Annotated in this window: 10 protein-coding genes and 1 pseudogene; 10 read left to right on the top strand and 1 reads right to left on the bottom strand. The window is 57.9% G+C overall.

Features of this window, described 5'->3' with window-relative positions; genetic code table 11:
- The first annotated feature begins 26 nt into the window (after positions 1–26).
- From NKH70_RS29400 to NKH70_RS29365, 8 genes are all read left to right on the top strand, one after another.
- Positions 27–2411: a GumC family protein gene (locus NKH70_RS29400; protein ID WP_353026774.1), complete on the top strand. Its 2385-nt coding sequence runs from the start codon at positions 27–29 to the stop codon at positions 2409–2411.
- On the top strand, positions 2371–3558 hold the full coding sequence (locus tag NKH70_RS29395; RefSeq protein WP_353026772.1) for a tetratricopeptide repeat protein: 1188 nt from the start codon (positions 2371–2373) through the stop codon (positions 3556–3558). The genes NKH70_RS29400 and NKH70_RS29395 overlap by 41 nt, the downstream gene beginning before the upstream one ends.
- Complete coding sequence (locus NKH70_RS29390) at positions 3555–4871, top strand: O-antigen ligase family protein (protein WP_353026771.1); 1317 nt, start codon at positions 3555–3557, stop codon at positions 4869–4871. Before NKH70_RS29395 ends, NKH70_RS29390 begins: the two co-directional genes overlap by 4 nt.
- A gap of 350 nt (positions 4872–5221) precedes the next feature.
- The gene (gene cysD / locus NKH70_RS29385) at positions 5222–6127 is read left to right on the top strand and encodes a sulfate adenylyltransferase subunit CysD (protein ID WP_353026769.1); all 906 of its coding nucleotides are present in this window, start codon (positions 5222–5224) and stop codon (positions 6125–6127) included.
- A gap of 2 nt (positions 6128–6129) precedes the next feature.
- Positions 6130–8067 carry a sulfate adenylyltransferase subunit CysN gene (gene cysN, locus NKH70_RS29380; protein WP_353026767.1) on the top strand — a complete coding sequence of 646 codons (1938 nt, stop codon included), beginning with the start codon at positions 6130–6132 and terminating at the stop codon, positions 8065–8067.
- A gap of 10 nt (positions 8068–8077) precedes the next feature.
- Positions 8078–8866, top strand: a complete 789-nt coding sequence (gene cysQ, locus NKH70_RS29375) for a 3'(2'),5'-bisphosphate nucleotidase CysQ (RefSeq protein ID WP_353026845.1) — start codon at positions 8078–8080, stop codon at positions 8864–8866.
- Positions 8867–9092: 226 nt separating this feature from the next.
- Complete coding sequence (locus tag NKH70_RS29370; RefSeq protein WP_353026765.1) at positions 9093–9338, top strand: type II toxin-antitoxin system VapB family antitoxin; 246 nt, start codon at positions 9093–9095, stop codon at positions 9336–9338.
- Positions 9338–9733: a type II toxin-antitoxin system VapC family toxin gene (locus NKH70_RS29365; protein WP_353026763.1), complete on the top strand. Its 396-nt coding sequence runs from the start codon at positions 9338–9340 to the stop codon at positions 9731–9733. The genes NKH70_RS29370 and NKH70_RS29365 overlap by 1 nt, the downstream gene beginning before the upstream one ends.
- A 137-nt stretch (positions 9734–9870) precedes the next feature.
- Here the strand turns inward: NKH70_RS29365 and NKH70_RS29360 are convergent, their stop codons facing one another.
- Positions 9871–11271, bottom strand: coding sequence for an adenylate/guanylate cyclase domain-containing protein (locus NKH70_RS29360; protein WP_353026843.1), 1401 nt, complete (start codon positions 11269–11271; stop codon positions 9871–9873).
- 507 nt (positions 11272–11778) lie between these two features.
- Between NKH70_RS29360 and NKH70_RS29355 the strand changes: the two are divergent.
- Together NKH70_RS29355 and NKH70_RS29350 are read left to right on the top strand one after the other, a co-directional pair.
- Positions 11779–11967: pseudogene (locus NKH70_RS29355) on the top strand (3'(2'),5'-bisphosphate nucleotidase CysQ); the annotation flags it as partial.
- A 168-nt stretch (positions 11968–12135) separates the two neighbouring features.
- Positions 12136–12417 carry a DUF6429 family protein gene (locus NKH70_RS29350; RefSeq protein WP_353026761.1) on the top strand — a complete coding sequence of 94 codons (282 nt, stop codon included), beginning with the start codon at positions 12136–12138 and terminating at the stop codon, positions 12415–12417.
- Positions 12418–12700 lie beyond the last annotated feature (283 nt).

Below are 12700 nucleotides of genomic sequence, written 5' to 3'. Positions count from 1 at the left end.
AGGCAAACGTAGGATCATTTCGCACTATGCTCGATCGCAACAGGCAGCATCAAATTGCGGCTCCCCGACATGGTCAAGCCCTGTCTGCAGATCAGTATTATGACGGTCCCCAAAACTATGGCCCCTACGGTCGCGATTACTCTGAGCAGGAGGAGGGCTTTAATCCGCTAAGACTGTTGTTTTACGTTGTCCAGTACCGGTGGCTAATCGTTATGCTGGCAGCTGCTGGGCTAGTCGCCGGTATCATCATTACCATGATGCAGACGCCGAAGTATCAGGCAACAACGCAATTGGAAGTGCTGGTTCCTTCTGCTAAGGTCTTTCAGGACATTGAGGTGGTTTCTGAAAACGCTGACGTCCGTGCTTTTCTGACAGCCCGTGAAAAGCTCAAAAGCCGTGCATTGGCGCAGCGCGTAGTATTCCAATTGGGGCTGAGCGAAAAGCCGGAGTTCCTGTTTCCGACCGCTGACTTCTCTCTGAGCAACATCTTCTATCGTGCGTTCAGGATTTCGAAATCGCCTTCTATTCAAGACAGAACCCCGGAGCAACGCGAAGACATTGCGATCCGACGAGTTATAAACGACCTCACGGTCAATCTAGTCCCCAACACAAGCCTGCTGTCTATCACCTTTGTCGATCAAAATCCAAAATATGCAAGCGATGTAGCCAATCAGATTGCGCAAAGCTTTATTGACCAACGCCTCGATCAAACCAGTGAGACCTCGGACCTGGCACGGCAATTCATCCAGGAGCAGGTTTTGCAGGTAAAGCAAAAGCTCCAGAAATCGGAAGAGGAATTGGTCGGATATGCCAAAGATGCTGGCATCACGATAACCGGCGACGACAAATCGCTGATAGGGTCAAATATCGAGGCCCTAAACACAGCGCTCGCGACGGCTATTCAAGAACGTCTCGATGCTGGACGGATGGTCGACCAGATCGACAAGGGCCGCGGATCAAGCCTCAGCCCAGTCTTGGAAAGTAAAGGGCTGCAAGCGCTCAGCGAGAAGCTGGCGGATTTGACCAGCCAATACCAGCAGAAATTAGGGGTTTTGAAGCCTGGTTTTCCGGAAATGCAGCAGCTCCAGTCGCAGATCAAGGAGTTGCAGCGGCTGTATAATAACGGTGTCCTAGCCATAACGGATTCGCTGCGGTTGAAATATCAGGAGGCGCAGAATAAGGAGGCCGATCTTAAGACCAAACTTGCCGAAATGGAAAAGCAGCAGGTTGTGTTCAACGACAAGAACATCAAGTACACGATCCTGAAGCGCGAAGTGGATTCGAACCGGTCGCAATATGACAGCCTTATTGCTAAGCTAAATGAGGTCGGTGTCAGCTCTGAACTTAAGACACAGAGCGCTGCAATCGTTGATTTTGCTGCACAGCCGAATTCTCCCTATTCGCCACGCCTAAGCATCAATCTTGCGATTGCAATGGCTGTGTTTATGGCCTTGAGTGCTGCGATTATCTACGCTATTGAGCTTTTGAATAATACTTTTGCTAATCCCGAGCAGATCGAAAAGGAACTGGGGTTGCCGATGCTTGGTATCTTGCCGCTGGTTGATGACCGAGAATTGACAGCGAGCATCGCCGATCAGAAATCCGGATTGTCGGAGGCTTATCGATCGCTTCGCACATCGTTGCAATTCTCCGGTGCGGAAGGCGCGCCACGGTCGTTGCTTGTTACGAGTTCTGAACCTTCCGAAGGCAAGTCAACGACGTCGTTCAAGCTCGGCCAGGATTTTGGTGCGCTCGGTGCAAGAGTTCTCATCGTGGACGGCGATCTTCGAAAGCCGAATCTTCATCGCCTGTTTGGCCTCGACAACACGATCGGACTAAGCAATCTCTTGACAAATACCGTCCGCAGAGAGGATCTGGCGAGCATCTTCAGGGGGACGAAATTTCCGAACGTGACCGTTCTCACCTCTGGAACGATCCCCCCAAACCCTGCGGATCTCCTCTCGTCACCGAAAATGGCTCTGATCCTCACAAGCCTCGGCAAGCGCTTCGACCTTGTCATCATCGACGCGCCGCCGGTGGTCGGCCTCTCGGATGCTCCGATCCTCAGCAGGCTTGCTGAAGGTACATTGATGGTCATCTCTACCAGTCAGGTGACGCGCAAGTCGGCCAAGACGGCGTTGAAGCGCCTGCGCGCCGCTGGCGCGAACGTAGTCGGAGCCGCGATGTCAAAGTTTGCGGTGAACAAGTTCGATTACAACTACGCCTATAAATACATGAACTATCAGTACTACAACTACGGCACGGACACGGGTGCTCCGAAGATTGAGGGCAAAGTCGATGGTGGAGCTAGCCAACCCGCTTATGCAAAGTCTCCGACATTCAGTCGTTTGGTTCGTCGCGTCCGTTCTAGTGTTGGCGGCTTCCTCGATCGGGCTAAGTCGATTTCTTGAAACAGAAACACCGGCCGTTTCCCTTGCGCTGGATCCGTTCAACGTCGACGCATTGATAGCTGAAATCACCGGTGACCTGAACGACACGAGCAATGCTCCTGATTTGGATGCATTGCTTGCCAAGGCTAGAGGTGCGCTCGCCTTCGATCTGGGGGACGCGCGGCTGTACAGTCTAATAGGCGAGATCAAATACCGGCAGGGCGAAAAAGACGAGGCCTACCAGCTCTTCGATCAAGCCCGAAAATTGTCCAAAACAGAAATTCATGCGCTGCAGAGATCAATCAGCCGCGCGATAGAATCGGGTGATTTGTCAAAGGCCGTTGGCGAGATCGACATATTGCTACGGCGATGGCCGGACCAATTTTCGGCGATCGCCGAAGGTATGCCAAAAATTCTCTCAAATCCTGAGGGGTTCCAGGCGGTGCTGACGGCCATCAGGTCGGAAGCGCCCTGGCGAGGCGGTCTGTTCCGCGCTCTTAACAAAACCCCCGAGGGGCTCGACATCGCAAATCAGCTGTTGCTCGATTTAACCGGATCAAGAGCACCGCCAACGTCGAGCGAACTGACGACCGTGATTGCCGGCTATATCGTACAGGGAGAATATGAGCCGGCATACCGCCTGTTTCTTTTCACTCTAACTGACCAAGAACGGAAGTTGGGCGGATATATTTTCAACAGCACCTTCGAACCCGGGTCGGGCGGCAAGCCTTTCGATTGGCAGGTCCGTGATCAATCGGGCCTGGAAATTGCATTCGCACCATCCCAGAATGCCGTAGAAGGAGAGGGCGGGGCGACGGTCCGGTTCTTGAACACTCCGGTCAAGAATACAGCTCTTCAGCAATATGTTGCGCTGCCCCCAGGCTCGTATAAGATTTCCCTCGTAGCCTCTGCACGAAACCTGAAACTTCCAAAGGAATTGTTCTGGTCGATCAGATGCCTCGGGCCGGCCGGCGAAATTGCACGTTTCAATATTCCAGAGGGCACATTCAACCGTCAAAATCTGAGCCAGGATTTCTCAGTTGGACCGGCTGGCTGCCCCATGCAACTATTGACGCTGCAGACCGCCGCCATTGCCGAGAGCTGGCGATTTCGATATGTCGGCACCTTGGTAATGCACAAATTGAGCATCGAGAGACTTGCATCTTGAAGGACCGGCCGTCGGAATGGGATAAATATCTCCTCGGCTCGGTCCTGTTTGTATCCCTGCTGATCGGCGGGGGTACAGCGAGCGGCCTCTATACGGAGACTCTGATCGAGGTCGCGGCCATTGTTTCGGCGGCCGCTGTCTTCACCCAAACCTCTGGCGAGAGAAGCCCGCATTCTGTTCTATGGCTGCTGATCTTCGCCGTGGCGCTGAACTTTTTGCAAATCGTCCCACTGCCGGCGGCGATATTCGACGGGTTGAGGCCGGAGCTGCTGCTCGGAGATCCCTGGGCTGGAGAAAGTCGATTTCGCTTCATCAGCGTTGGGGTTGGCCGCACGATCGAAAGTCTGCTCTATCTCTTGGCTGCGGCGGCGTTTTTTTTGGCTGTATTGCGTTTGCGTGCCGAGCAGGTCAGTGCGCTCCTACCGTTTTTTTTCATCGGTGTTATTTGCAACGGTTTGGCGGGAGCCATTCAATATTCGCTCTCCGACCACGCCGCTATTGTCGGGCTGTTGCCGTTTACGATCAATGCCGGGCTTTTTGCCAATCCGAATCATTTTTCGGCTTTGCTTTTTGTCTCCATTCCTTTCGTCGTCTATTATGGTTTGTTCCGCGGACACCTTTTGTCCGGATCCTTCGGCTTGATCGCGCTTTTGCTGCTTCTTTTGGCCGCCGGCTCCCGCGCCGGCGTTTTGATTGGATTGGCGATCACCGTGTTGTCTGTCATCTTTCTATCTGCCCGTTCGAGGGCGAGTGGTTTCGGCGTTCTCCTCGTTTTTATCGGGCTTTCGATTTACACCATAAGCGCCTGGACCAAGATAGATGCACAGGAGCTCGATCCGGCTTTTGGACGAGTAGAGTTTGCGAGAACCACAATCGAGGGCATCAAAGACAATTGGGTGACGGGCGTTGGATTCGGAAATTTCCAGAAAGCCTATCAGATATACGAAAGGGAGGGCATGATTTTCAAACAATATGTGAACCATGCCCATAATGAATATCTTGAGATTGCCTTCGAGGGCGGGATTCCTGCTATCCTTCTGATGATAGGTTATTTGGGATTGCTTTTGACTGCATTGGCTAGAGTTCGCCGCGACTCATTTCAGAAGGCTGCATTTCTCTCTGCATCGTTCCTTCTCATTCATTCACTGGTCGACTATCCGCTGCGAACCGAGGCGCTGGCGATGACCTTTGCCTATATGAACGCCATCATCTTCCACAAAGGATTTGCGGAACGCTTGAGCCGCAAGAGTGAGATGATCGAGATCGATCACAACGGTGACAAGCTTCATGTTCCCATCGGAACTTCATCCTAGCGACCTCGTCGCCACGGCGGCCGTCGGCTGAATGAGGCGGACGATTGTCAGACGAGCGCCCTGACCGCCGGCTCATGGCTCTCAGCTTCCCAAGCCCAGGCAATATTTTCCTACCCCTTTCAAGCGCAACTGGTCGCTGAGCAGAAATTTCCCGATTTTGCCGGCTCTATGGAAAATTCATTCCCGAACCATTCGACTGCAGGCTTGTCTTGCATTGTTCTGGGCAGGAACGATCTGCTAGAACGCCCGCACGAAAATAGATTGTCCAGAAGTGCAGCTTGAACCGGGCGGCTGAAGATCGCGCCCGTTACAGCTCTTCTGTGGATGGCACGAAAGAACGCTCACAGTCCATGACCATCGCGCTTACGCACCTTCAGCGGCTTGAGGCTGAATCCATTCATATCTTTCGCGAGGTCGCCGCGGCTTTCGCCAAGCCGGTGATGCTCTATTCGGTCGGCAAGGATTCGTCCGTGCTCATGCACCTGGCGATGAAGGCGTTTTTTCCGGCCAAGCCGCCTTTCCCCTTTCTTCATGTCGACACGACCTGGAAATTCCGCGAAATGATCGCCTTTCGCGACCAGATGCAGCAAAAGCTCGGCTTCGATCTCCTGGTCCATGTCAATGAAGACGGCGTGCGCGACAACATCAATCCGTTCGACCACGGCTCCAACATCCATACGCATGTGATGAAGACGATGGCGCTGCGGCAGGCGCTCGACAAATACGAGTTTGACGCTGCCTTCGGCGGCGCGCGACGCGATGAGGAGAAGTCGCGCGCCAAGGAGCGCATCTTCTCGTTCCGCAACGCCCAGCATGCCTGGGATCCGAAGAACCAGCGGCCGGAGATGTGGAAGATTTTCAACACCCGCATCGCTGCCAGTGAATCGATCCGGGTGTTCCCGTTGTCGAACTGGACCGAGCTCGACATCTGGCAGTACATTCTCCAGGAAGACATCCCAATCGTGCCGCTGTATCTGGCCAAGGAGCGGCCGGTCGTCGAGCGCGATGGCATGCTTATCCTGAGGGATGACGAGCGCATGCAGCTGCGGCCCGGCGAGGCGGTTGAGAACCGGATGGTGCGGTTCCGCACGCTCGGCTGCTATCCGCTGACCGGCGCGATCGACTCGGAAGCCGACACTCTGGAGGCGATAGTCGGCGAGATGCTCACGGCGCGCACTTCCGAGCGGCAAGGTCGCCTGATCGACCGTGATGAAGCCGGCTCGATGGAAAAGAAGAAGCGCGAGGGGTATTTCTGAGTATGCGCCACATCATGGCCAAGAGCCTCGCCCCGACCGACGGCGTCCGCGACTATCTGGCGGCGCAGGAACGAAAGTCGCTTCTGCGCTTCCTGACCTGCGGCTCGGTCGACGACGGCAAGTCGACGCTGATCGGGCGTCTGCTTTCCGATACCAAGCAGATTTTCGAGGACCAGTTGGCGGCGCTCGAGCGCGACTCGCGCAAGCACGGCACGACCGGCGACGACGTCGACTTCGCGCTGCTGGTCGACGGCCTCGAGGCCGAGCGCGAGCAGGGCATTACTATCGACGTCGCCTATCGCTTCTTCGCCACGCCGAAGCGCAAGTTCATCGTCGCCGACACGCCCGGCCACGAACAATACACCCGCAACATGGCGACGGGTGCATCGACTGCCGATCTCGCCATCGTGCTGATCGATGCCCGCCAGGGCGTGCTGCGCCAGACAAGGCGGCATTCGATCATTGCCTCGCTTCTGGGCATTCGCCACATCGTGCTCGCCGTCAACAAGATCGATCTTGTCGGTTTCGACGAGGCGGTTTTCGAACGGATCGTCACGGATTACTGGCGGTTCTCACGTGAGCTCGGCTTCCAGACAATCGTGCCCATTCCGATGTCGGCCCGCTACGGCGACAACGTTACTGGCCGTTCCGACAGGACAGAGTGGTATTCCGGCCCGACGCTGATCGAACATCTCGAAACCGTCTCGGTTGACGAGACCGCGGTCGAATTGCCGTTCCGGTTTCCTGTCCAATATGTGAACCGTCCCAATCTCGATTTTCGCGGTTTCGCCGGCACCATCGCCTCCGGCTCGGTTGCGCCAGGCGACGAGGTGGTCGTCGCCAAATCCGGCAAATCCTCCCGCGTCAGGCGCATCGTCTCGCATGGCGGCGACCTCCAGCAGGCCGTCGCCGGCCAAGCCATCACCCTTGTCCTCGACGACGAGGTCGAGGTCTCGCGCGGCAATATGCTTGTGTCGCCGGCAGCGCGGCCGCAGGTCGCCGACCAGTTTGCAGCCAACATTGTCTGGTTCGACGAGCATGCGCTGCTGCCCGGCCGTTCCTACATCCTGCGCACCGAGACCGACCAGACCAGCGCCACCGTCACCGACTTGAAATACCGGGTCAACGTCAACGACTTTGCCCATGAGGCGGCCAAGTCGCTTGAAATGAATGAAGTCGGCATCTGCAACATCTCGACGCGGTCGCCGATCGCCTTCGACCCGTTTGCCGAGAACCGCACCACCGGCGCCTTCATCCTGATCGACCGCATCACCAATGCCACGGTCGGCGCCGGCATGATCCTGCATTCGCTGCGCCGCGCCGAAAACATCCACTGGCAGTCGCTCGATGTCGGCAAACGCGCCCGCGCCGATATGAAGAACCAGCGGCCGGCGGTGTTCTGGTTCACCGGGCTCTCGGGCTCGGGCAAGTCGACCATCGCCAATCTGTTCGAAAAGAAGCTCTTCGCCACCGGGCGCCATACCTACATTCTGGATGGCGACAACGTCCGTCACGGCCTCAACCGCGATCTCGGCTTCACCGACGCCGATCGTGTCGAAAACATTCGCCGCGTCGCCGAAGTGGCGCGCCTGATGGCCGACGCCGGGCTGACCGTCATCGTGTCGTTCATTTCGCCGTTCAGCGCCGAGCGGCGCATGGCACGCGAACTGATGGCCGACGGCGAATTCGTCGAGGTGTTTGTCGACACACCCTTCGAGGAATGCGCCAGGCGCGATCCGAAGGGCCTTTATGCGCGGGCGTTGAATGGCGAGATCAAGAATTTTACCGGCGTCGATTCACCGTATGAGGTGCCGGAAAAACCCGAAATCCATCTCAAGACACTCGGCAGATCGGCCGAGGAGATGGTGGACGCCCTGGAACACTGGCTGATCGAGCGCGACATTGCCGAAGACCAATATGACAGCGGCGGCGGTATCTGACGACGAAGCGATGCTCGCCGTCTTCGAGCACCTTGCCTTGGCGGCGGGGCGCGAGGTGATGCGCGTCTTTCGCGCCGGCTGTGCGGTCGACCAGAAGTCGGACAGTTCGCCGGTGACGGAGGCAGATCGCGAGAGCGAGAAGATCATCCTTGCCGGGCTGCGCGCCGCATTTCCCGAGATTCCATGTGTGGCCGAGGAGGAAGCGTCGGCCGGCATCATGGCGCCGGATCTCGGCGACGCCTTCTTCCTCATCGATCCGCTCGACGGCACCAAGGAGTTCGTCAACCGCAGGACCGATTTCACAGTTAACATCGCGCTGGTTCGCCACGGCGTGCCGGAGATCGGGGTCGTCTTCGCGCCTTGCACCGGCCGCTTCTTTTCCGGCCGGCCGGGCAAAGCGGAAGCGATCGAGATCAATGACGACTATGAGATCGTCGATCGCCGGCCGATTTCGGCGAGGGCCGGTATGGTGCCGCTGACCGTCGTTGCCAGCCGGTCCCACAACACGCCGGAAACCGACGCCTATATCCGCGCGCTTGGCGCGGCCGAGATCGTCTCAGTCGGCTCATCGCTGAAATTCTGCCTCCTCGCCGGCGCCGAGGCGGACGTCTATCCACGTTTCGGCCGCACCATGGAATGGGACACTGCCGCGGGTGACGCGGTGCTACGCGCTGCCGGCGGCATGACGCGCACGCTGGATGGTGCACCGCTCGCCTACGGCAAGCGCAACCAGAGTGACGACGAGGATTTCGCCAACCCGCATTTTATCGCAAGCGGCAAGGCTGCTGGATCTGGCTAGACGATGATTGCGCAGTTCCAGACCCGTACGAAAGTGCGGGTGTTACAAGTATGGAAGCGACCTCAGTACTGCTCGAGATCTGTAAACACAACGGTACGATCCCCATCCAGCCTACAGTTGGGTCGGCGTGGCGATTCGCTTCGTGTTCGGTCGATGCTGCGGGGCCTTCACACGGTGTATCCAATTGCTATATACCGATACACTTGGACGGCTATACGAGCGAGTGATGGCGTTCCACATCAAGAATCGCGAGACCGACGCGCTGGCCCGCCGGGTCGCCGCGCTTAAGAGGACTGGTCTGACAGAGGCCGTCCATGCCGCGCTCAAGCATGAGCTTGAGCGCGAACAGGCTAGGCCGTCCCTGGTGGAGATCGGCGTCAAGTTCTGCCGTGATCTGCGAGCCCGGGGCAAGCCTGATCACGGCAGGCCCGCCGACAAGGCGTTTCGCGACAGCCTGTACGAGAATGACTGATGTTCATCGACGCCTCGGCCCTGACGGCGCTGATGACCAACGAGGATGATGCGCGCGAACTCCTTGCACGCATGCAGCAGACCAGAAAGCGGCTGACCTCGCCACTCGCGGTATGGGAGGCTGCAATCGCGGTCGCGAGAGTCTTGGACTTGGCAATCAGCGAGGCGGCCGAGGCCGTGGAAAGCTATCTCTCGTTGATGGAGATTGACATGGTCGCGGTGCCGCCGAACACGGCTCGACTCGCGCTTGACGCTTTCGATCGCTTCGGCAAGGGCCGGCACCCGGCGCGGCTGAACTTTGGTGACTGCTTCGCCTATGCTTGTGCCCGGCATTTTGACCAGCCATTAATGTTCAAAGGCGCCAACTTTCCGCAGACCGACATCGAGGCTGCGTGAGTGCCACAGTCTCGCGAGGCAGAGCGCAAACGTCGCTTACCGGCTTGTCGCGCTCCCCATTAGTGCGACGGTTTAGCCGACTGTCACGGAACAAAAGTAGGTTGCCCGTTCCACGGTCCAGATTGCATCTCAAGAACCTAAAATGCAGCGGGCTTGCTTCGGATGGTTAAGGCCAGGAGCGCCTCCGAAAGTCGTTTCTTCGCCCGCTCGACCCCGTTCTCGTCGATTGCCTCAACATCGAGGAACAAGTCGAGGCCAGTCGCGTGCTCGCTGATGACCTGAGGGCGCTGGGCGAGTTCACCCAGGAGGCCCTCAACTTCATAGGGCACAACCTCCCGGCTGATCCCCTTCATGGCAATCGGTGCTAACGGACGCGCCCGGACAAGGTCGCGCACGAGCGCGTAAGTCTCATAGCTGAGGCAGATGCCGCCGGGCTCGGCAATCGACTGCAGACGGGCCGCCAAGTTCGCTTCGGCTCCGATGATCGTGTAGTCCATCCGATCATCGGAACCGAAGTTCCCAACATTGCAATAGCCCGTGTTGATGCCCATGCGAGCTCGGAAGGGCCGTTCAACTCCGCGGTCATGCCACACCCTGTTCAACTGCTCCAGCCGACGCTGCATGTCGACAGCCATGCGCAAGCAGGCTCTCGCGTCTTCCTCGATGCCTTGCGTCTCGGGGTCTCCGAAGAACACAAGAAGCGCGTCGCCGATGAACTTGTCGACGGTGGCGCCGTGTTTGAGCGCGATCGTCGACATCTCGGTGAAGTACTCGTTGAGGAGAAGCGTCAGGTCCTCGGGCTGGAGCCGTTCCACGATCGCGGTGAAATCCTTGACATCGGAGAAAAAGATCGTGAGCTTCTTGCGCTCGGTGGCGATGGTGACGTCCTTCTGGCCGCTGAAGATGCTTTTGTAAATTTGAGGCGAAAGATATTTGGCGATCTTCAATGAAATCGCGGCCAGGAAGTCGTTTGCCTCGGAAAGCTCCTTGTTGATGCCCTGAATCAACGCGGACTGCCGACGCTGCAGGAGAATGAACGTCAGGCCCGCCGCCGCCGAGAAGCCGAAATATAGGAGCAGATACTTGAAGGTGAGGACGTTGGCAGCAATAGGCTGATTGACTGATATCTCCTGGATCCCTCGGACATCCCCTACCTTCCAGTCCGTCTTAGGGCTGTCCGGGTGTGAGTTATGGCAGGTCACGCAGACCTGTCCCATTACAACAGGGGCCGCGGCGCGGACCTGCCGGTCAAACAGTGAACCCGAGACTTCGATGATCGGCACCTTCGGGTTGGCGCGCAAAGCCAAGATTGCATTCCGCTCGAATACATCGAGCTGGTGGGGGGCGCGACCTTGAAAGGCAGATCCGAGACGAACCGATATTTGACGGACCCGTCGTGAGCGCTGATGCGCTTGCCGAGTTCGATCGAGAGGGTTGCTGGAATAGGGATCGCACCTGGCACGTCCCGGTAATTGTGCGTCGCAGTCACGGCGCCGTCTGCTTGCAGCACGCGTCCCACGACGTCGCTGCCGTAGAATCCGCGCATTTCGTCGATGATCCGGCTGATTTCGCTGGCTTGCCTGCGCAGCATCCGTTCCGATAGGTCTCGGAGGTCGAGCCAGGCGGCGACGGGCAGACCGATAAGGCCGATGACCACTGCGGCCACCAGGAGCGGTCCCATGGTGCGCTGCTGACGCGCAATCTGTTCACCCAGTCCAGCCATTGTGCAAGCGCCCGGCCGTCACAGTATCTGAACTATAGCTCATTCCCGGCACGGTACTAGAGTCCGTCTTGGCTCGATGAAAACACGTCAGCCCTGCAACGTCGGACCGACCTTGAGCGGTTGTTGCTAAGCCCCGACCCTCACAGCAGATTTCGCATTCTGGCTAGACGGGCAGTGAATCAGTGAAGGGGATGTCGCAAAGCCGGTTGTGGCCCGGAATGCGCTCCGCGATAACCGCTCAGGGGTCAAAAATTCACCTCTGGCAAGGTTGAGACTTCTGCGGCCGGAGAGCGCGTCGGAAAAGAAAGTGTCCCGCCAAACGTATCCGCGTTTCGGCCGCACTATGGAATAGGACACCGCGGCGGGTGACGCGGTGCTGTGCGCTGCCGGTGGCATGACGCGCACGCTCGATAGCGCGCCGCTCGCCTGCGGTAAGCGCAACCAGAGCGACGACGAGGATTTCGCCAATCCGCATTTCATTGCCAGCGGCAAGGCTGCCACGGCCGCTTAGGCACCATGATGAACTCCGCTCCCATCCCGGCTCGTCGCCCGCGCAAATGACGCTGTCGCGCATGCGACGCCTGAGTGAAGCACTTATTTTCAGCCGAACGCTCGTGGCAGGCAGTAACTATCCGGTGTGGATCGTGGCAGAGGCCCTTTCGCGTGTTAGACTGCTTGCATGGAGATCGACACCGACAAGATCGACGAAGCCGTTCTGGGCCTGCTTTGGCTGACGCTGCATGAAGAGAGGCGCGCCTGGAAGGGTTTGGATTGGAACGCTCTGGATCGCTTGCACGAGAAGGGGCTGATCGCGAATCCAGCAAACAAGGCGAAGTCAGTGGTTCTGACAGATGAAGGACTGCGACGTGCGGAGGAGCAATTCCGAGCCCTGTTCACCCGCCCGGCGCTATCAGCCATGAGCGCTGGGAGGGCGCCGCGAGATGATGGCGCACATGGCTGAATTTCGATACCGGCGGCGCGCTGACGGCAGGCGGGACGGGCAGTGCCCTCGCCGTGGCGGCCAAACTCGTCTTCGTCACCTAGGCCAACGGGGGCATCCTGTCTGTTAAGGCAGTGGCAGAGAACACCGCAGTCGCGACGCTAAATGTCAACGGCATTGGCGCGAGGTCCATCCGCAAGATGCTTTCTGCCGGCGAATCGTAAGCGGGCAGCTGAGGCCGTTCAGCGCTGGTAATTCCATGGCATGAGGGCGTCGATATCGCTGTTTGGCCAGCCATTGGCAA

Origin of the sequence: Mesorhizobium sp. M0991 (assembly GCF_040318915.1) — a bacterium.
Taxonomy (GTDB): Bacteria; Pseudomonadota; Alphaproteobacteria; order Rhizobiales; family Rhizobiaceae; genus Mesorhizobium.
The sequence above is the reverse complement of the archived record's forward strand: the minus strand, read 5'-3'. Positions and strand labels throughout refer to the sequence as shown.